The 18,950-nt window shown below is 64.9% G+C and carries 17 protein-coding genes and 1 pseudogene; 12 read left to right on the top strand and 6 right to left on the bottom strand.

The features are described 5' to 3' along the window. The 4 genes from pgsA to ACK6AU_RS27330 all read right to left on the bottom strand — a co-directional run. A partial coding sequence (gene pgsA / locus ACK6AU_RS27345) for a CDP-diacylglycerol--glycerol-3-phosphate 3-phosphatidyltransferase (protein ID WP_409302608.1) occupies window positions 1-348 on the bottom strand: 348 nt, incomplete at its 3' end. Between the two features lie 32 nt (window positions 349-380). After that, the gene (gene uvrC / locus ACK6AU_RS27340) at window positions 381-2,204 is read right to left on the bottom strand and encodes an excinuclease ABC subunit UvrC (RefSeq protein WP_185701195.1); all 1,824 of its coding nucleotides are present in this window, start codon (window positions 2,202-2,204) and stop codon (window positions 381-383) included. Between the two features lie 3 nt (window positions 2,205-2,207). Then, a complete protein-coding gene (gene uvrY / locus ACK6AU_RS27335; protein ID WP_031320037.1) occupies window positions 2,208-2,849 on the bottom strand; it encodes a UvrY/SirA/GacA family response regulator transcription factor in 642 nt (213 codons plus the stop codon). A gap of 145 nt (window positions 2,850-2,994) precedes the next feature. Further along, a complete protein-coding gene (locus tag ACK6AU_RS27330; RefSeq protein ID WP_185701199.1) occupies window positions 2,995-3,360 on the bottom strand; it encodes a helix-turn-helix domain-containing protein in 366 nt (121 codons plus the stop codon). Window positions 3,361-3,441: 81 nt separating this feature from the next. On the opposite strand from ACK6AU_RS27330, the gene ACK6AU_RS27325 reads away from it, so the two are divergent. Continuing rightward, window positions 3,442-3,672 (top strand): DNA-binding protein, encoded by a 231-nt coding sequence (locus ACK6AU_RS27325; RefSeq protein WP_185701194.1) that lies wholly within the window; start codon window positions 3,442-3,444, stop codon window positions 3,670-3,672. Between the two features lie 17 nt (window positions 3,673-3,689). Here the strand turns inward: ACK6AU_RS27325 and ACK6AU_RS27320 are convergent, their stop codons facing one another. Further along, window positions 3,690-4,154: a GNAT family N-acetyltransferase gene (locus ACK6AU_RS27320; protein WP_409302604.1), complete on the bottom strand. Its 465-nt coding sequence runs from the start codon at window positions 4,152-4,154 to the stop codon at window positions 3,690-3,692. Beyond that, a complete protein-coding gene (locus ACK6AU_RS27315; RefSeq protein WP_409302602.1) occupies window positions 4,151-4,903 on the bottom strand; it encodes a carbon-nitrogen hydrolase family protein in 753 nt (250 codons plus the stop codon). The genes ACK6AU_RS27320 and ACK6AU_RS27315 overlap by 4 nt, the downstream gene beginning before the upstream one ends. Before the next feature lie 171 nt (window positions 4,904-5,074). On the opposite strand from ACK6AU_RS27315, the gene ACK6AU_RS27310 reads away from it, so the two are divergent. The 11 genes and pseudogenes from ACK6AU_RS27310 to ACK6AU_RS27260 all read left to right on the top strand — a co-directional run bounded on the left by ACK6AU_RS27310 (window position 5,075) and on the right by ACK6AU_RS27260 (window position 18,830). Further along, the gene (locus ACK6AU_RS27310; RefSeq protein WP_260498082.1) at window positions 5,075-5,206 is read left to right on the top strand and encodes a hypothetical protein; all 132 of its coding nucleotides are present in this window, start codon (window positions 5,075-5,077) and stop codon (window positions 5,204-5,206) included. Window positions 5,207-5,551: 345 nt separating this feature from the next. Beyond that, window positions 5,552-6,631 (top strand): 3-deoxy-7-phosphoheptulonate synthase, encoded by a 1,080-nt coding sequence (locus ACK6AU_RS27305; protein ID WP_409302600.1) that lies wholly within the window; start codon window positions 5,552-5,554, stop codon window positions 6,629-6,631. 117 nt (window positions 6,632-6,748) lie between these two features. After that, window positions 6,749-7,030: a peptidylprolyl isomerase gene (locus ACK6AU_RS27300; RefSeq protein WP_185701190.1), complete on the top strand. Its 282-nt coding sequence runs from the start codon at window positions 6,749-6,751 to the stop codon at window positions 7,028-7,030. A gap of 152 nt (window positions 7,031-7,182) precedes the next feature. After that, the gene (locus ACK6AU_RS27295) at window positions 7,183-9,045 is read left to right on the top strand and encodes an extracellular solute-binding protein (RefSeq protein WP_185701189.1); all 1,863 of its coding nucleotides are present in this window, start codon (window positions 7,183-7,185) and stop codon (window positions 9,043-9,045) included. After that, a pseudogene (locus ACK6AU_RS27290) lies at window positions 9,045-10,106 on the top strand (microcin C ABC transporter permease YejB). Before ACK6AU_RS27295 ends, ACK6AU_RS27290 begins: the two are co-directional and overlap by 1 nt. After that, window positions 10,106-11,128, top strand: coding sequence for an ABC transporter permease (locus tag ACK6AU_RS27285; RefSeq protein ID WP_409302597.1), 1,023 nt, complete (start codon window positions 10,106-10,108; stop codon window positions 11,126-11,128). The pseudogene ACK6AU_RS27290 and the gene ACK6AU_RS27285 overlap by 1 nt, the downstream one beginning before the upstream one ends. 27 nt (window positions 11,129-11,155) lie before the next feature. Then, entirely contained in the window at window positions 11,156-12,730 is a 1,575-nt protein-coding gene (locus tag ACK6AU_RS27280) for an ABC transporter ATP-binding protein (RefSeq protein WP_409302595.1), read from the top strand. A 185-nt stretch (window positions 12,731-12,915) separates the two neighbouring features. Beyond that, entirely contained in the window at window positions 12,916-14,334 is a 1,419-nt protein-coding gene (locus ACK6AU_RS27275; RefSeq protein WP_409302593.1) for a sigma-54 interaction domain-containing protein, read from the top strand. Between the two features lie 296 nt (window positions 14,335-14,630). Further along, window positions 14,631-16,022, top strand: a complete 1,392-nt coding sequence (locus tag ACK6AU_RS27270) for a GntP family permease (protein WP_409302591.1) — start codon at window positions 14,631-14,633, stop codon at window positions 16,020-16,022. Window positions 16,023-16,029: 7 nt separating this feature from the next. Next, a complete protein-coding gene (hbdH, locus tag ACK6AU_RS27265; protein WP_185701184.1) occupies window positions 16,030-16,803 on the top strand; it encodes a 3-hydroxybutyrate dehydrogenase in 774 nt (257 codons plus the stop codon). A 71-nt stretch (window positions 16,804-16,874) separates the two neighbouring features. Then, window positions 16,875-18,830 carry an acetoacetate--CoA ligase gene (locus tag ACK6AU_RS27260; RefSeq protein WP_409302589.1) on the top strand — a complete coding sequence of 652 codons (1,956 nt, stop codon included), beginning with the start codon at window positions 16,875-16,877 and terminating at the stop codon, window positions 18,828-18,830. Window positions 18,831-18,950 lie beyond the last annotated feature (120 nt).

Raw genomic sequence — 18,950 nt, 5'->3', positions numbered from 1 at the left:
GCGGGCGCCGAGTTCGGCCATCCATTCGCGCAGGGCCGAGACCACGATCTCGCGCCCGATGATCACGGCCGCCGGCAGGGTCAACCACAGGTTGGCGTGTTCCTGCACCAGCAGCACCAAGGCCACCGCCACCATCAGCTTGTCGGCCACTGGGTCGAGGAACGCACCGAACGGCGTGCTCTGCTGCAGGCGTCGCGCCAGGTAGCCGTCCAGCCAATCGGTAGCGGCCGCGAAGGCAAAGACTGAACTGGCTGCCATATAGCTCCAGCTATAAGGCATATAGAACAGCAATATGAAGATCGGGATGAGCAGGACGCGTAGAACGGTGATCAGATTAGGGATATTCATCGGCACAACTGGCTACGAGGTGATTGGGCATTCTACTCGCTGTGCAGGTTTGCATAAATCAACTCTGCGAGCTTTTTACTGATTCCCGGTGCCTTGGCGATCTCGTCGATGCTGGCCCGGGACAATTCCTGCAATCCGCCAAAATGCTTGAGCAGGTCGCGCCGGCGTGTCGGACCGACCCCCGCCACCCCTTCCAGGGTCGAGGTACGTCGCGCCTTGCCGCGACGGGCGCGATGGCCGGTGATGGCAAAGCGGTGGGCTTCGTCGCGGATCTGCTGGATCAGGTGCAGCGCCGGCGAATCCCCCTTGAGGGTGAACTCGTGGGCCGCGTCATTGAGGTATAGCGTTTCGAAACCGGCCTTGCGAGTCGTGCCCTTGGCCACACCAAGCAGGATCAGGTCCGGCACCGCCAGTTCGTTGAGCACATCACGGGCCATGGCCATCTGCCCCTTGCCGCCGTCCACCAGGAGGATGTCCGGCAGCTTGCCCTCGCCGTCCTTGAGCTTGCTGAAGCGTCGGGTCAGGGCCTGGTGCATGGCCGCGTAGTCGTCACCTGCAGTGACGCCCTCGATGTTGTAGCGGCGATAGTCGGACTTCAGCGGCCCCTCGGGCCCGAACACCACGCAGGAGGCGACGGTGGCCTCGCCGCTGGAATGGCTGATGTCGTAGCACTCCAGGCGCTGCGGCGGCTCGTCCAGGCTCAGCACTTCGGCCAGGGCCTCGAAACGCGCGGCCACATGCTGACGGTTGGCCAGGCGCGCGCCCAGGGCCTGTTCGGCATTGGTCACCGCCAGTTGCTGCCAGCGCGCCCGGGTGCCACGCACCCTGTGGCTGATGGTCAGTTCGCGACCGCGCAACTCATCGATGGCGGCGATCAGGGTCGGGAAGTCTTCATGGGTCACATTGACGATCAACTCGGACGGCAGGTCGCGCTCAGGACTGCTGACGAAATATTGTCCCAGGAACGCCAGCATGACTTCCGCCACGTCTTCCTCGATGCCCACCTGGGGGAAGAAGTTCTTGCTGCCCAGCACTCGCCCGCCACGCACGCTGATCAGGTGCACGCAAGCCCCGCCCGGGTTGACGAAAGCCGCCAGCACGTCGACATCGCCGGTACCGCCTTCCATGCTCTGCTGGTCCTGGACCCGACGCAGCAGACCGATCTGATCGCGCAGTTCGGCGGCCTTCTCGAAGTCCAGGGTGCTGGCGGCGGCTTCCATGGCACCGGACAACTCGTCGGTCAGGGCATTGCTGCGCCCCTCGAGGAACATCACTGAATGGCGCACGTCCTCGGCATAGACCTCGGGCTCCACCAGGCCGACGCACGGCCCCTTGCAGCGCTTGATCTGGTATTGCAGGCAAGGCCGCGTACGGTTCTTGTAGTAGCTGTCCTCGCACTGGCGGACCAGGAAGGTCTTCTGCAACAGGCTCAGGCTTTCACGGATGGCGCCGGCGCTGGGATAAGGCCCGAAATACTTGCCCTTCTGCTTCTTCGCCCCGCGATGGATGCTGAAGCGCGGAAAGGCGCCGTCGGAGAGAAAGACATAGGGATAGGACTTGTCGTCGCGCAGGAGGATGTTGTAAGGCGGCCGCCACTCCTTGATCAGGGTCTGCTCCAGCAGCAGCGCCTCGGTCTCGTTGGCGGTGATGGTGGTCTCGATCTGGGCGATACGCGCCACCAGGGCGGCGGTCTTCGGCGCCTGGCCGGTCTTGCGGAAGTAGCTGGACAGGCGGTTCTTCAGGTTCTTGGCTTTACCGACGTAGAGCAGGCGCGCATCGCTGTCGAACATGCGATACACACCGGGGCGGCCACTGCAGGTAGAAAGAAAGGCGCTGGCATCAAACAGGTCGGTCATTTTTCAGAGGCTGGCATCGACCATGCCGTGGCGAACCGCAAGCAGCGTCAACTCCACATCGCTGCTGATCGAGAGTTTCTCGAAAATCCGATAACGGTAGGTGTTCACGGTTTTCGGCGACAGGCACAGCTTGTCGGAGATGATCTGTACCTTCTGGCAACCGACGATCATCAGGGCAATCTGGATTTCCCGTTCCGACAGCGCATCGAATGGCGATTCACTGGAAGGTTGGAACGACTTGAAGACCAACTGCTGGGCGATTTGCGGGCTGATGTAGCGCTGGCCGGCGAAGACCAGCCGAATGGCCTGGACCATTTCGTTGAGCCCCGCGCCCTTGGTCAGGTAACCCGCCGCTCCCGCTTGCAGCAATCGGGTAGGGAATGGATCTTCCTCGCAGACCGTCACGGCCACGACCTTGATGTCCGGATGACTGCGCAGCAACTTGCGCGTGGCTTCAAGCCCACCGATCCCTGGCATCTTGACGTCCATCAGGACTACGTCGGGTTTCAATTCCCGCGCCTTGAGCAGGGATTCCTCTCCCGACTCCGCCTGCCCGACTACTTGCAGGCCATCGATGTCAGCCAGCATTCGTGTAATGCCCGTACGAACGAGATCGTGGTCATCGACTACTAGCACCCTAATCAAGCAGACACCTCGCGAAATGGTCTTTACAGGTTGCCCGACACCTTAGCAAAAAAGCGCCGTACAAACCTAATCACATGCGCTATTAAAAACACATCCGTCGCGATAACAGCGTACGCCCGGCCTGCCTCTACGACAGGCGCGGGCCTCAGGGCTCGGCGGGCTGGGGCTTTTTCCTGGAGCCCTGGCTCTGAGACAACTCGGCCAGGGTGACGCTCAAGCGGCAGATTGCCTCCTGATCGCCTTTGAACAGCGCCCGAAAGCAGTCAAGCACCTTTTCCTCGGTCCGGCTCAACCTGCCGGCCTGGACCGGCGTTCGGCTACCGGTCAGCACATACAGCACATCCACTCCCCTGGCTGCTACCCGCGATAGATAGTCAGCCTTGGGCGCACGATCACCACTTTCGTATTTACCCTGGGCGTTGGCTTCCACCCCGCCGATTTCACCAAAAACTTTTTGCGACAGTCCAAGGCGCTCCCGCTCCTGCCTCAACCGCGAACCGATTCCACTCATTTGGATGTATGATCCCATCAGATACACCCCAAGGGGTGTCATACTCTTCAAGCTTTGAACAAAATTGAACGGTTTTGAACTATGCCCGGTATACGCACTGCCGCACAAGCCAAGGCCTGGCTGGAACACCAAGGAAAATCGGTTCAACAGTTCGCGCGCGAACATGGAGTCGATCCAGCCACCACCTATCAGGTATTGGCCGGCCGCAAGAAAGGCAAGCGAGGGGAAGCCCACAAGGTCGCGGTGCTATTGGGCATGAAGGACGGCATCATCCTCGACGAAGTTCCGGCAGTGGATCCGGCACTGGGCTGACCTATCTGCCCCGACCCTTATTCATTCCTGCCTGGCACAGCGCTGACCGCAGCGGTGGAGCGCTCCATGCGCCAGAAGCAATCATCGGCTCCCACCACCTGTAAACCCATCCGCTCGTACAAGCGTTGTGCCGGGTTGTCCTTGAATACCGTCAAGCGCAACAAGCCCCGACGCTCCTTTCGCGCCATCTCGAACACCTGCTGCAAGGTCCAGCTCCCCGCGCCCTGCCCGCGCCAGGCCGGTAGCACATGCAGCTCTCGGACGTAGAGCGCCCGCTGGTCGCGGCTCAGGCTGACGAAACCCAGCACTTGAGCCCCCTGGCAGATCAGCAGGTTCTCGCGGCCGGCCCAGGCCACGTCGAAGGCCTCATCGAGCCACAGCAGGTCATGACGGATGTAGTAGCGCAGCATGCCGCAGCAGGTCAGCTCCCGGGCGAAGGCCAGGTCGGTCTCCCGGGCAGGGCGCAGTTCGAAGCCGCTCATCGAACCAGCAGCACTTGGGCCTGCCACTGCCCGGCACCGCCTCGAACCAACAGCAACGCCTCACCGATACCGTCCACCGCTGCCAGCAATTCTCCCCCGGGGCCCCAGGCCGTACTGCGCCCGGCGCAGGTCCAGCCGCCACTGGGTCCGCCATGATTGGCCATCAATACCAGCAACCCATGCTTGCCGGCATACCCTTGCAACAGCGTGCTGTCGACGGCATACCCACCCTCGCTGACCAGCACGCCGGCGGCATAGACATCGGCCCCGGCCTGCGCAGCCGCCTGCACATGGCTGGCATGGCTGAAGTCCGCACAAACCGCCAGGGCAACCTGGTGCTCGGCAAATACCAAGGGAGCGCCGCCACTGCCTGCGGCAAAAACGCGCTCCTCTCCGGGATGCAGATGCTGCTTGCTATAGACCGCCAGCGAACCATCGGCCCCCAGCACCAGCGCACCGATCAACACCGGCCCGTCATCGACCAGGCGAATCGGCAACCCCACCACCGTAGTCACCTGCAGCTCCCGAGCCAGGTCGCGCAGGGGGTGCAATACCGGAGAATCCGGAGCCAAGGCCAGCTCGGCCGCCAATTGTGGCTCGTAGCCGGTCAGCGACAACTCGGGAAACACCAGCAACTGCACGCCCTGCTCCGCCGCCAGCCGCATCAAGCGCTGGTGTCCGGCGAGATTGGCCGGCAGGTCGCCAGCAATGGACACCGATTGGGCGGCAGCAAGGGTCAACAAGGTCATGGGCGGTCCTTTTTAGGCAGCGATGGAGATAGCCAGGCAGGCGCCGCGAGTGTCGCACACAATCCCCATTGGACTAACCCATAGTCGCGGGGCCCCCTGCGCCATGGAAATTACTGATTGAATCGCCGCCCCGGCCTCTAGTAAGCTCGCTGCACTTCACGGAGAAACCCCATGCTGCTCCAGACCCTTTCCCTGCATCGCCACACCATCCGCGCCCTGCGCTCGGTTGCGGCTGCCTGGGTCACTGGCAGCGCGGCGGCGAGCTTTTATTTTGGGTATTGGTTTAGCCACTGGCGCGCCTGATACCCAACCGGCGCCCATAAAAACGGGTCGCCCACCAGAGAAATCTCTACCCCCGGTCGGCCTCCCGACCGGGGGTTTTGTTTTTCCGGGACTTGGATTTTCAACCACGATTTTTGCGACACACCGAACTGACCGAGGATTGCACCATGAACTACGCCACCTATTACCGTTACGACATGTTTTCCACCTGGCGATTTAGCAGCCTCCGCTCGGGACAGCCTGCCGCCTCCGATCGGTCACCTACCGGTGGCAATTGCACACTCATGGCCAGTACGGCCAATTGTCGAACACCCCAGTAGGGCCGCGCGCGGGACATCGCCCGCCGCCCGCCCAGGAAGACCGCACATGAATTCGTCCGTATCCGCTCTGTCCCTGTCCGCTCAAGCCAGCGCCAACGAACCCCTGAGCCAGCGCCTGCCCAGCTCCCTGGAACTCAAGCAGCACCTGCCGCTATCCACGGCCCTGAGCCAGCAAGTCGCCACCCATCGCCAAGCCATTCGCGCCATCCTCCAAGGCCAGGACCCACGCCTTCTGGTAGTGGTCGGCCCCTGCTCCATCCACGATCCGCAATCGGCCCTGGAATATGCCGCCAATCTGGCAAGGCTGTCCGCGCAAGTGAGCGACCAAATGCTCCTGGTGATGCGCGCCTACGTGGAAAAACCCCGCACCACCGTCGGCTGGAAAGGCCTGGCCTACGACCCGCACCTGGACGGCAGCGATGACATGGCCGGTGGCCTGGCCCTGTCCCGGGAACTGATGCGCGAGATGTTGCGCCTGGGCCTGCCGATCGCCACGGAGTTGCTGCAACCCATGGCCGCCGGCTACTTCGACGACCTCTTGAGCTGGGTCGCCATCGGCGCGCGCACCACCGAATCGCAGATCCACCGGGAAATGGCCAGTGGCCTGGAGATGCCGGTGGGCTTCAAGAACGGCACCGACGGTGGCGTCGCCATCGCCTGCGACGCCATGCGCTCGGCGGCCCATCCGCACCGCCATTTCGGCGTCGACAGCCAGGGCCATCCGGCGATCATCCAGACCGCGGGCAATCCCGACACCCACCTGGTGCTGCGCGGCGGCCACCGAGGGCCGAACTACGACCGCCAGAGCGTGGCCCAGGTCCAGCGCGACCTGCACAAGCTGAAGATCCCGGCACGGATCATGGTCGATTGCAGCCACGCCAACAGTGGCAAGGACCCGGCCCGCCAGCCGGCAGTGTTCAACGAAGTGCTGGAGCAGCGCCTGCAAGGCGACGCCTCGCTGATGGGGGTGATGCTCGAAAGCCATCTGTTCGAAGGCTGCCAACCGCTGAGCGGCAACCTGCGCTACGGCGTCTCGATCACCGACGGCTGCCTGGGCTGGGACACCACAGAGCACCTGCTGGGCAACACCGCCCAGCGACTGCGGGCACTGGCAGCCAGCGCCTGAGCATCGGCCGTTACCGCCACGCCGGCAGTCGTGGCGGTAACGGCTTGAAGGAACTTTGACAAGAAATGGCCACCTGAATCCGGTAGTCTCTGCACTTTCTTCAAAGGAGCGATTCCCATGGCCAAAGCCACTGCCCGTCACATCCTGGTTGCCAGCGAAGCCAAGTGCAACGAACTCAAAGCCGAAATCGAAGCCGGCGCCGATTTCGCCGACGTAGCGAAGCAGCACTCCACCTGCCCTTCCAGCCGTGACGGCGGCAACCTGGGTTCCTTCGGCCCGGGCCAGATGGTCAAGGAGTTCGATACCGTGGTGTTCAGCGCCCCGATCAACGTGGTCCAGGGCCCGGTGAAGACCCAGTTCGGTTATCACCTGCTGGAAGTCACCAGCCGCCAGGACTGATCGCCCGGCGATCACGCCAGCCCCAACGGCCCGCCACTCGGTGGGCCGTTGCCTTTATGCCCCAAGATGCGCGACAACGGGTGCGGCTGGCCAGTCACGCGCGGCTCGCGTACAAATCGTGGTCATCGATCACCCGGCTTGCAAGGCTGACAATGCGACTGCTTTTCCCTTCCGTACTGCTCACCACCCTGTTGCTGGGCGCCGCCAGTGCCCAGGCCGCTCCCCAGCACGCCATGACCGTCTATGGCGAACCGGCCAAATATTCCCAGGGTTTCAGCCACTTCGACTACGTCGACCCCCAGGCCCCCAAAGGCGGGACCCTGCGCCGCTCGGCCATCGAGATCGGCCGCTTCGACCATGTGCTGCCCTATATCGACAAGGGCATCGGCGTGTCCCAGCTTGATGGCCTGGTGTATGCCCCCCTGGCCCAGCGCTCCCTGGACGAACCCTATACCGTCTACGGCCTGGTGGCCGAGAAGATGGAGCGCGGCGAAGACGGCCTGTGGCTGCGTTTCTACCTCAACCCCAAGGCGCGCTTCGCCGACGACACCCCCATCACTGCCGAAGACGTGCGCTACAGCTACGACCTGCTGATGACCCAGGGCAGCATGCGTTATCGCACCCAGTTCGCCGATGTCAGCGGCGTCACCGTGGAGTCGCCACGGGTGATCCGCTTCGACTTCAAGAACAACGAGAACCGTACCCTGCCCCTGGATATCGCGACCCTGCCGGTGTTCCCCGAACACTGGTGGAAGAGTCGCGACTTCGCCGGCGGTGGCGGCTATGAAGCACCCCTGGGCAGCGGCCCCTACCGCGTGGGCAAAGTGGACTCGGGCAACAGCATCACCTTCATCCGCAACCCCGACTGGTGGGGCAAGGACCTGCCGGTCAGCCGTGGCCTGTACAACTTCGATCATTTCAGCGTCGAGTACTTCGGCGACATCGACGTTGCCCGCCAGGTGCTGCGCGGCGGGGCCTACGACTACAACCGCGAGTTCTCCGCCACCGGCTACTCCATCGGCTACGACAGCCCGGCCCTGAACGACGGGCGCCTGCAGAAGGCCCACCTGGCCCAGGCCGCACCGCAACCGGCCCAGGGCTATGTGTTCAACCTCGACCGCCCGGTGTTCCAGGACCGCCGCACCCGCCAGGCCCTGGCCATGCTCTGGGACTTCGAGTGGAGCAACCGGCAGATGATGCGCAACCTGTACATCCGCCAGCAGAGTTTCTTCTCCAACACCCCGCTGGCGGCTCGCAGCCTGCCGGACGCCGAGGAGCTGAAGATCCTCGAGCCATTGCGCGGGCAGATTCCCGACGAGGTCTTCACCCAGGTGTTCGAAGCGCCGAAGACCGATGGCAGCGGCGTACTGCGCGACAAACAATTGCAGGCCCTGGCCCTGCTGGAACAGGCAGGCTGGAAGCCCGAGGGCGACAAGCTGGTCAATGCCCAGGGCGAGCCCCTGGCGTTCACCTTCCTGATCACCCAGGGCTCCATCGAGCGCCTGTTGCTGCCCTACAAGCGCAACCTGGCCCAGATCGGCATCACCCTGAACATCCGCCGCATCGATTCCGCGCAGTACGTCAACCGGCTGATGGCCCGCGACTACGACATGATCGTCACCGGCTACCCGGTGACCACCTCGCCCGGGCTGGAGCTGTACAACTACTTCGGTTCGGCCGCGGCCAACGACCCGGGCTCGAACAACCTCATGGTGCTCAAGAACCCGGCGGTGGACACCCTGGTCAACGGCCTGGTCAAGGCCACCAGCCAGCCGCAAATGCTGCGCTACGCCCATGCCCTGGACCGGGTGCTGCAATGGAACTACTACTGGATCGCCAACTACTACCCACCCGGCACCTCCACCGTCTGGTGGAACCGTTTCGGCAGGCCCAAGGTGCCGGCCAGCAACGACGAAGCCATTGAAACCTGGTGGGAAGTCAGCCCCACCCCGCTGACCAATGACCAGATGGCCGCCGAACTCGCGCGCCGTGGCCAACCCGGAGGACGCCCCTGATGCCGGCCTACATCCTGCGGCGCTTGCTGCTGATCATCCCGACCCGGCTGATCATCCTTCTGGTGATCTTCGTCATCGTCTAGGCCGCTCCCGGCGGCCCGGTGGGACAGGCCATCGCCCGCTTGCAGGGCATTGGCGGCGGCGGTGTCGGTGGCTCCGCCGACGCCATGAGCAGTGGCGGCTCGCGCGCCAGCCGCGGCCTGGACCCCAAGCTGATCCAGGACATCGAGAAACAGTACGGTTTCGACAAGCCGGCCCATGAACGCCTGTGGCTGATGCTCAAGAACTACGCCCAACTGGACTTCGGCAAGAGCTTCTTTCGTGGTGCCACGGTCACCGACCTGATCCTGGAAAAGATGCCGGTGACCATTTCCCTGGGGCTGTGGGCGACCCTGATCACCTACCTGGTGTCGATCCCCCTGGGGATTCGCAAGGCGGTGCGCCATGGCAGCCACTTCGATGTCTGGAGCAGCACCGCGATCATCATCGGCTACGCCATGCCGGCCTTCCTGTTCGCCATGTTCCTGATCGTGCTGTTCGCCGGTGGCACCTCGCTGAACTGGTTCCCGGTGCGCGGCCTGGTCTCGGACGACTTCGACCAGCTGAGCACCCTGGGCAAGATCGCCGACTACTTCTGGCACCTGGTGCTGCCGGTCAGCTCCCTGGTAATCGGCGGCTTCGCCACCCTGACCATCCTCACCAAGAACAGCTTCCTCAACGAAATCACCCGCCAGTACGTGGTCACCGCCCGGGCCAAGGGCCTCAGCGAACGCCGGGTGCTGTACGGCCATGTGTTTCGCAACGCCATGCTGCTGGTGGTCTCGGGCATTCCCCAAGCCTTCATCAACGTGTTCTTCGCCGGCTCGTTGCTGATCGAGGTGATCTTCTCCCTCGATGGCCTGGGGCGCATGAGCTATGAAGCCGCGGTCTCCCGGGACTATCCGGTGGTGTTCGGCTCGCTGTTCATCTTCACCCTGTTCGGGCTCTTGATAAAACTCATCGGCGACCTGTGCTACACCCTGGTCGACCCGCGCATCGACTTCGCCGCGAGGAACGCCTGATGCTCAAGCTCTCCCCACTGGCGCGTCGGCGCCTGGACCGTTTCAAGCAGAACCGCCGGGGCTGGTGGTCGCTGTGGCTGTTCATCGGCCTGTTCGTCCTGACCCTGGGCGGCGAGCTGATCGCCAACGACAAGCCGCTGGTGCTGAGCTACCAGGGTTCGCTGTACTTCCCGGTGTTCAAGCGCTACACCGAGCAGGAGTTCGGCGGCCAGCTGCCGTTCCAGGCCGACTACCGCAGCGACTACGTGCAGCAGCTGATCCGCAAGGACGGCGGCTGGCTGCTGTTTCCCCCCGTTCCCTTCAGCGAAGACACGCCCAACTACGACCTGACCCGGCCGGCCCCCAGCCCGCCCACGGCGACCAACTGGCTGGGCACCGACGACCAGGCCCGGGACGTCCTCGCGCGGGTGATCTACGGCGCCCGGGTGTCGATCCTGTTCGCCCTGGCCCTGACCGCCATCAGCGCCCTGGTCGGCATTGCCGCCGGCGCACTGCAAGGCTACTACGGCGGCTGGGTCGACCTCTTGGGCCAGCGCCTGCTGGAAGTCTGGTCGGGGCTGCCGGTGCTGTACCTCTTGATCATCCTCTCGGGGTTCGTCGAACCGAACTTCTGGTGGCTGCTGGGGATCATGGCGCTGTTCTCCTGGCTGGCCCTGGTGGACGTGGTCCGCGCCGAATTCCTGCGCGGGCGCAACCTGGAGTACGTCAAGGCCGCCAGGGCCCTGGGCCTGGGCGATCGCAAGGTGATCCTGCGGCACATCCTGCCCAACGCCATGAACGCCACCCTGAGCTACCTGCCGTTCATTCTCACCGGCGCCATCTCGACCCTGACCGCCCTGGACTTCCTCGGTTTCGGCATGCCCGCCGGCAGCGCCTCCCTGGGCGAGTTGATCGGCCAGGGCAAGCAGAACCTGCAGGCGCCATGGCTGGGGCTGACGGCGTTCTTCGCCCTGGCGCTGATCCTCTCGCTGCTGGTGTTCATCGGCGAGGCGCTGCGCGATGCCTTTGATCCACGATCTTGATCCCCGATCTTGAAGCGGACTGTAGAAATGACTGAAAACCTGATCGAAATCCGCCAGCTCAACGTGGCCTTCGGCGGCCGCCCGGCGGTCCGCGACCTGTGCCTGGACATCCGTCCCGGCGAGTGCCTGGCGCTAGTGGGCGAGTCCGGCTCCGGCAAATCGGTGACGGCCCACTCGATCCTGCAACTGCTGCCCCAGACCGGCTGCAGCAGTAGCGGCAGCGTGCGCTACCGCGGCCAGGAGCTGATCGGCGCCGACAGCGCCACCCTGCAAAAGCTGCGGGGCAACCGCATCGCCATGATCTTCCAGGAACCCATGACCTCGCTGAACCCGCTGCACAGCATCGAGAAGCAGATCGGCGAAACCCTGCTGCTGCACCGCGGCCTGGGCGGCAAGGCGGCCCAGGCGCGCATCCTCGAACTGCTGGAGCTGGTGGGCATCCAGAACCCCCGGGAACGGCTCAAGGCCTACCCGCACCAGTTGTCCGGCGGCCAACGCCAACGGGTGATGATCGCCATGGCCCTGGCCTGCGAACCGGAGTTGCTGATCGCCGACGAACCCACCACCGCCCTGGACGTCACCGTGCAGCGCAAGATCCTGCTATTGCTCAAATCCCTGCAGCAACGCCTGGGCATGTCGCTGCTGCTGATCAGCCACGACCTCAACCTGGTGCGGCGCATCGCCCAGCGCGTGTGCGTGATGAAGGCCGGGGAAATCGTCGAGCAGGCCGACTGCGACACCCTGTTCAACGCTCCACGGCACCCCTATAGCTGCGAGCTGCTGCACGCCGAACCCGAGGGCCTGCCACTGTGCCGCGACGCCCGCGACACCGTGCTGGAGGTGGACAACCTCCGCGTCGAGTTCCAGGTCGGCGGCGGCCTGCTGCGCCGCAAGCAGTACCTGCGGGCGGTGGACGGCATCAGCCTGCGCGTGCATCAGGGCAAGACCCTGGGCATCGTCGGCGAATCCGGCTCGGGCAAGTCGACCTTGGGCCAGGCGATCTTGCGGCTGCTGGACTCCCAGGGCGGCATCCGCTTCCAGGGCCAGGCGCTGGACGGCCTCAACCAGAAACAACTGCGGCCCTGGCGCAAGCAGATGCAGGTGGTGTTCCAAGACCCCTTCGGCAGCCTCAGCCCGCGCATGTCGGTGGCGCAGATCATCAGCGAAGGCCTGGAGGTGCATGGCCAGTACGACGCCCGCCAGTGCGAGGAACAGGTAATTCGCGCCCTGGAGGAAGTCGGCCTCGACCCGGACAGCCGCCACCGCTACCCCCACGAGTTCTCCGGCGGCCAGCGCCAGCGCATCGCCATCGCCCGGGCCCTGGTGCTCAAGCCGGCGCTGATCCTGCTGGACGAACCCACTTCGGCCCTGGATCGCACGGTGCAGAAACAAGTGGTGACCCTGTTGCGCCAGCTCCAGGAGAAATACGGCCTGACCTACCTGTTCATCAGCCACGACCTGGCGGTGGTCCGCGCCCTGGCCCACGACATGATCGTGATCAAGGACGGCCAGGTAGTGGAAAGCGGCGCCAGCCACCAGGTATTCGAAGCCCCGCAGCACCCCTACACCCGGGAACTGCTGGCCGCCGCCCAACCGGCCTGACCCGGCTAACCCCTTTGTAGGAGCGAGGCTTGCCCGCGATCCAAGCGCCGCGGTCTTGCAGGTGCACCGCGTAAGGCCTATCGCGGGCAAGCCTCGCTTCTACAGGGTGGGCGTCGGCAGTGATGGTCGCGTGGGCGCGGGGATTCCCTGCATAATCGGCGCCGCCAGCCCCAGGACCCCAGCCCATGAACGACAGCGAAAACCTCAAGGACTACCAGCGCGTGCGCCAACTGGCGATCCGCTCGCTGTTCGAGATCATCGAGCAATCCAGCGAAGGCACGGTGATCGTCGACCGCGACGCCAATATCGTCTGGATGAACGAGCGCTATGCCCGGCGCTTCGGCCTGGAGTCGGCGGCGTTCGCCATCGGCAAGCCCTGCGAGAGCGTGATCCCCGGCAGCCTGTTGCGTGAAGTGGTGCGCACCGGCCGGCCGATCCTGCTGGACATGCAGGACACCCCCAAGGAACCGCTGGTGGTGATGCGCCTGCCGATCCATGACGCCGCGGGCCTGGTGATCGGCGCCATCGGTTTTGCCCTGTACGACGAGTTGCGCAGCCTCTCGCCGATGCTCAAGCGCTACCTGAGCATGCAGGAAGAACTGGCCTCCACCCGCTCGCTGCTGCGGGCCCGGCAGACCAAGTACAACTTCGCCCATTTCATCGGCACCAGCAGCGCCAGCCTGGAGGTCAAGCGCCGGGCCCGGCGCGGCGCCAGCACCGAGTCGCCGGTGTTGCTGCAAGGCGAGACCGGCACCGGCAAGGAACTGCTGGCCCAGGCCATCCACGCCGCCTCGCCACGGGCGCACAAGCCCTTCGTCAGCATCAACAGCGCGGCGATTCCCGAAGCCCTGCTGGAAGCGGAGTTCTTCGGCACCGCCCCCGGCGCCTTCACCGGCGCCGACCGCAAGGGCCGCGCCGGCAAGCTGCAGATCGCCCAGGGCGGCAGCCTGTTCCTCGACGAAATCGGCGACATGCCGCTGCCCCTGCAGAGCAAGCTGCTGCGGGTGCTGCAGGAAAAGGAGTTCGAGCCGGTGGGCTCCAACGAGGTGATCCACAGCGATGTGCGGATCATCGCCGCCACCTCCACCGACCTGGAGGCGGCGATCAAGCGCGGCGAGTTCCGCGCCGACCTGTATTACCGCCTCAATGTGCTGCCGATCCAGGTGCCGGCCCTGCGCGAGCGCCTGGACGACCTGCCGGCGCTGAGCGAAGGCATCCTCGAAGAACTGCGCAGCCAGCACGAACTGACACCCGAGGCCCTGGCGCTGCTGGGCCAGCACGCCTGGCCAGGGAACATCCGCGAACTGCGCAACGTACTGGAACGGGCCGCCCTGCTCAGCGACGACCTGCTGCTCGGCGCCGGGGATATCCGCGCGGCCATCGGCAACTTCAGTCCGCTGCCGCGCAGCGAAGTACCCATGTCCAGCACAGCGCAGCAACCAGAAACCTTCGCCCAGGCCCGGGCACGTTTCGACCGGCAATTGATCAGTTCCACCCTGGGCCAATGCGCTGGCAAGGTGGACGAAGCGGCCCGGCGCCTCGGCCTGGGTCGCTCGACCCTGTACAAGAAAATGGCCGCACTGGGCATCGAAGAGTCTCTATAAAGAGACATTCATCTCCATTTGGAGAAAGAACCACTACCTTGCGCTGATCGCCGGCAATCGAGCGTCGACTGGCCGCTCCTACAGAAGCATGCGTGGCTCCTGTAGGAGCGAGGTTTGCCCGCGAAAACGCCCCAATAATCGGCAAAAGTCTCAAAACAGAGACAAAATTCCCTACCACCCCCTAAGAAACATAAAAAATCCATATATTTCAATAAGTTATGAAAATGGCACAAAACTCGCTATAGCCCTCTCCACACGCAGTACCCACAACAAGAACAATCCTGGAGAGACACACCATGAGTGTGATCATTGCCCTGGCAGCCCTGGCGCTGCTGATGCTGGCCGCCTACCGAGGCTACAGCGTCATCCTGTTTGCCCCCATCGCCGCCCTCGGCGCCGTCCTGCTCACCGACCCGTCCGCCGTGGCCCCGGCCTTCACCGGGGTGTTCATGGAAAAGATGGTGGGTTTCATCAAGCTGTACTTCCCGGTGTTCCTGCTGGGCGCGGTGTTCGGCAAGCTGATCGAGTTGTCCGGGTTCTCCCGCTCCATCGTCGCCGCCGCCATCCGCCTGCTGGGCACCCGCCAGGCGATGCTGGTGATCGTGCTGGTCTGCGCCCTCTTGACCTACGGCGGCGTGTCGTTGTTCGTGGTGGTGTTCGCGGTCTACCCGTTCGCCGCCGAAATGTTCCGCCAGAGCGACATTCCCAAGCGCCTGATCCCGGCGACCATCGCCCTGGGCGCGTTCTCCTTCACCATGGACGCCCTGCCCGGCACCCCGCAGATCCAGAACATCATCCCCAGCACCTTCTTCAACACCACCGCCTGGGCCGCGCCCTGGCTGGGGCTGATCGGCACCCTGTTCGTGTTCTGCGCCGGCATGCTGTTCCTCCAGCGCCAGCGCAGCAAGGCGCAAAAGGCCGGCGAAGGCTACGGCAGCGACCTGCGCAACGAGCCGGAAACCGCCGCCGACCTCAAGCTGCCCAACCCCTGGGTAGCCCTGTCGCCGCTGCTGCTGGTGGGGGTCATGAACCTGCTGTTCACCCACTGGATCCCGCAGTGGTATGGCAAGACCCACAGCCTGGCCCTGCCGGGCATGGCGGCGCCGGTGACCACCGAGATCGCCAAGCTCACCGCCATCTGGGCGGTGCAGGCCGCCTTGCTGGTGGGCATCCTGATGGTGCTGGCATGTGGCTTCGGCGCCATTCGCAGCAAGCTCGCCGAAGGCAGCAAGAGCGCGGTCGGCGGCGCCTTGCTGGCGGCCATGAACACCGCCTCGGAGTATGGCTTCGGCGCGGTGATCGCCTCCCTCCCGGGGTTCCTGGTGTTGGCCGACTGGCTCAAGGGCATCCCCAACCCGCTGGTCAACGAGGCCATCACCGTGACCCTGCTGGCCGGCATCACCGGCTCTGCCTCGGGCGGCATGAGCATCGCCCTGGCGGCCATGTCCGAGACCTTCATCAGCGCCGCCCACGCCGCCAACATTCCCCTGGACGTGCTGCACCGGGTGGCCGCCATGGCCAGCGGCGGCATGGACACCCTGCCCCACAACGGCGCGGTGATCACCCTGCTGGCGGTCACCGGGTTGACCCACCGCGAGGCCTACAAGGACATTTTCTGCATTACCCTGATCAAGACCCTGGCGGTCTTCGTCGTCATCGCCACTTTCTACGCCACTGGCATCGTGTGAGGTATTCATGACCACTCTTTCTGGCAAGACCGCCCTGGTCACCGGCTCCACCAGCGGTATCGGCCTGGGGATCGCCCAGGTCCTGGCCCGGGCCGGGGCCAACCTGATCCTCAATGGCTTCGGCGACGCCTCCCAAGCCATCTCCGAGGTCCGGCAGCACGGCGTCAAGGTTGGCCATCATCCGGCGGACGTCAGCGACCCGGCGCAGATCGCCGAGATGTTCGCCTATGCCGAACGCGAATTCGGTGGCGTCGACATCCTGGTGAACAACGCCGGCATCCAGCACGTGGCCACCGTCGAGGCGTTCCCGGTGGAACGCTGGGACGCGATCATCGCCATCAACCTGTCGGCGGTGTTCCACAGCACCCGCCTGGGGCTGGCGGGCATGCGCGCCAAGGGTTGGGGGCGGATCGTCAACGTCGCCTCGGTGCATGGCCAGGTGGGTTCGGTGGGCAAGGCCGCCTATGTCGCGGCCAAGCATGGGGTGATCGGCCTGACCAAGGTGGTGGGCCTGGAGACCGCCACCAGCAACGTCACCTGCAACGCCATCTGCCCGGGCTGGGTGCTGACCCCGCTGGTGCAGAAGCAGATCGACGACCGCGCGGCCAGCGGCATCGATCCGCAACAGGCGCGCCATGACCTGCTGGCGGAAAAACAACCCTCCCTGGAGTTCGTCACCCCGGCGCAGCTGGGCGAGCTGGTGCTATTTTTGTGCAGTGATGCCGGAGCCCAGGTCCGCGGCGCGGCCTGGAACATCGATGGCGGCTGGCTGGCGCAATAACGGTAGCGGCAAGCTGTAAGCGGTGAGCCGCAAGCAACAGCAGATCAGAAGAACAACAAGAGAGCCCTTGCATGTCCGACATACTCTGGCAACCCAGCGCCGAGCGCATCGGCAAGACGCGCATCGACGCCTTCCGCCGCTTCATCAACCAGCGCCACGGCCTGGACATCGGCGACTACCCCGGCCTGCACCAGTGGAGCATCGACCAGCGCGAAGCCTTCTGGCAGGCCATCGTCGACTTCTTCGAGGTCAGCTTCCACCAAGGCGCCGAGTGCGTATTGCGCGAAGGGCCGCAGATGCCCAGCGCCCAGTGGTTTCCCGGGGCCACCCTGAACTTCGCCGAACACCTGCTCAAGCGCCGCGACGACAGTGTGGCGGTGGTGGCGATCGCCGAAGACGGCCAGCGCCAGCAACTGACCTATGCCGAGCTGGCGGCCCAGGTCGCCGGCCTGCAAGCCAGCCTGCGGGCCATCGGGGTCGGCCTGGGCGACCGGGTGGCGGCCTGCATGCCCAATACCTGGCAGACCCTGGTGGGCATGCTCGCCACCACCAGCCTGGGCGCGGTGTGGTCCAGTTGCTCGCCGGACTTCGGCACCCAGGGCGTGATCGACCGTTTCGGCCAGATCGAGCCCAAGGTGCTGATCACCTGTGCCGGCTACCGCTACGCCGGCAAGGAGGTGGACCAGGGTGAAAAGATCGACCAGATCCTCCAGCGCCTGCCCTCCCTGGAGCAACTGCTGATCGTGCCCGGCACCCGCCCCCAGGCCCGTGCCGAGGACTACCGGACCCAGGCCCGGGTCAGCCTGTGGCAGGACTTCTACCGGAGCGGCGGCGACCCCGTGTTCGTCGCGGTGCCCTTCGCCCACCCGCTGTACATCCTCTACTCCAGCGGCACCACCGGGGTGCCCAAGTGCATCGTCCACGGCACCGGCGGGGTGCTGTTGCAGCACCTCAAGGAGCACGGCCTGCACGCCGATCTCGGCCCCGGCCAGCGGCTGTTCTACTACACCACCTGCGGCTGGATGATGTGGAACTGGCTGGTCTCGACCCTGGCCACCGGCGCCAGCCTGGTGCTCTACGACGGCTCGCCGTTCCACCCCCATAACGAGCGTTTGGTGGACCTGATCGACAGCGAGGCGATCGATGCCTTCGGCACCAGCCCCAAGTACCTGGCCGCCCTGGAGAAAGCCGGCAGCCGGCCACGCCTGAGCCATCGCCTGGACAGCCTCAAGACCCTGCTGTGCACCGGCTCGCCGCTGTCGCCCCAGAGCTACGACTACGTATATCGAGAGATCAAGGCCGACCTGTGCCTGGCCTCGATGTCCGGCGGCACCGATATCGTCGCCTGCTTCGTCGCCGGCAACCCGGTGCAGCCGGTACGCCGTGGCGAAATGCAGGGCAAGGGCCTGGGCATGGCCATCGAAGTCTGGAACGACCAGGGCCAGCCGGTGCTCGGCGAGAAAGGCGAACTGGTCTGCACCCGGCACTTTCCGAGCATTCCGGTGGGGTTGTGGAACGACCCGGACCAGAGCCGGCTGCGCGACTCTTACTTCAAGCTGTTTCCCGGGGTCTGGGCCCAGGGCGACTACGCCGAGCAACTGGCCGATGGCGGCTGGCTGATCCATGGTCGTTCCGACGCGGTGCTCAACCCCGGCGGCGTGCGCATCGGCACCGCGGAGATCTACCGCCAGGTGGAGAAGCTCGAGCAAGTGGTGGAGAGCCTGGCCATCGGCCAGAGCTGGGAGCAGGACGTGCGGGTGGTGCTGTTCGTGCGCCTGCAGGAGGGCGTGGCGCTGGACGACGCCCTGCGCGAGCGCATCCGCCAGGTGATCCGCAGCAACACCACGCCACGCCACGTGCCGGCCAGGATCCTTGCGGTGACCGACATCCCCCGGACCATCAGCGGCAAGATCGTCGAGCTCGCGGTGCGCAACGTGGTCCACGGCCTGCCGGTGAAGAACACCGACGCCCTGGCCAACCCCGAGGCCCTGGAACAGTTCCGCGACCGCGAGGAACTGCGCAGCTGATCCACCGCGCCGACCGCTCCTGCGGCCGCTGCGCGCCCGTACGCAGCCTCGCAGGCTCGGCAGCGGCTACCAAACGCACCCAGCTGGTACGTCCGCCCTTGGCGTAACCGCTGGCCCCAG

This window comes from Pseudomonas sp. KCJK8993, from assembly GCF_046230915.1.
GTDB classification, from domain to species: domain Bacteria; phylum Pseudomonadota; class Gammaproteobacteria; order Pseudomonadales; family Pseudomonadaceae; genus Aquipseudomonas; species Aquipseudomonas piscis.
The sequence above is the reverse complement of the archived record's forward strand: the minus strand, read 5'-3'. Positions and strand labels throughout refer to the sequence as shown.

Coding starts and splice junctions, on each gene's coding strand:
- ACK6AU_RS27270 (WP_409302591.1), top strand. CDS start 14,631: ATGAGTGTGATCATTGCCCTGGCAGCCCTGGCGCTGCTGATGCTGGCC.
- ACK6AU_RS27320 (WP_409302604.1), bottom strand. CDS start 4,154: ATGAGCGGCTTCGAACTGCGCCCTGCCCGGGAGACCGACCTGGCCTTC.
- ACK6AU_RS27310 (WP_260498082.1), top strand. CDS start 5,075: ATGCTGCTCCAGACCCTTTCCCTGCATCGCCACACCATCCGCGCCCTG.
- ACK6AU_RS27325 (WP_185701194.1), top strand. CDS start 3,442: ATGCCCGGTATACGCACTGCCGCACAAGCCAAGGCCTGGCTGGAACAC.
- ACK6AU_RS27305 (WP_409302600.1), top strand. CDS start 5,552: ATGAATTCGTCCGTATCCGCTCTGTCCCTGTCCGCTCAAGCCAGCGCC.
- ACK6AU_RS27295 (WP_185701189.1), top strand. CDS start 7,183: ATGCGACTGCTTTTCCCTTCCGTACTGCTCACCACCCTGTTGCTGGGC.
- ACK6AU_RS27300 (WP_185701190.1), top strand. CDS start 6,749: ATGGCCAAAGCCACTGCCCGTCACATCCTGGTTGCCAGCGAAGCCAAG.
- ACK6AU_RS27285 (WP_409302597.1), top strand. CDS start 10,106: ATGCTCAAGCTCTCCCCACTGGCGCGTCGGCGCCTGGACCGTTTCAAG.
- ACK6AU_RS27315 (WP_409302602.1), bottom strand. CDS start 4,903: ATGACCTTGTTGACCCTTGCTGCCGCCCAATCGGTGTCCATTGCTGGC.
- ACK6AU_RS27260 (WP_409302589.1), top strand. CDS start 16,875: ATGTCCGACATACTCTGGCAACCCAGCGCCGAGCGCATCGGCAAGACG.
- ACK6AU_RS27330 (WP_185701199.1), bottom strand. CDS start 3,360: ATGAGTGGAATCGGTTCGCGGTTGAGGCAGGAGCGGGAGCGCCTTGGA.
- ACK6AU_RS27280 (WP_409302595.1), top strand. CDS start 11,156: ATGACTGAAAACCTGATCGAAATCCGCCAGCTCAACGTGGCCTTCGGC.
- ACK6AU_RS27275 (WP_409302593.1), top strand. CDS start 12,916: ATGAACGACAGCGAAAACCTCAAGGACTACCAGCGCGTGCGCCAACTG.
- uvrC (WP_185701195.1), bottom strand. CDS start 2,204: ATGACCGACCTGTTTGATGCCAGCGCCTTTCTTTCTACCTGCAGTGGC.
- hbdH (WP_185701184.1), top strand. CDS start 16,030: ATGACCACTCTTTCTGGCAAGACCGCCCTGGTCACCGGCTCCACCAGC.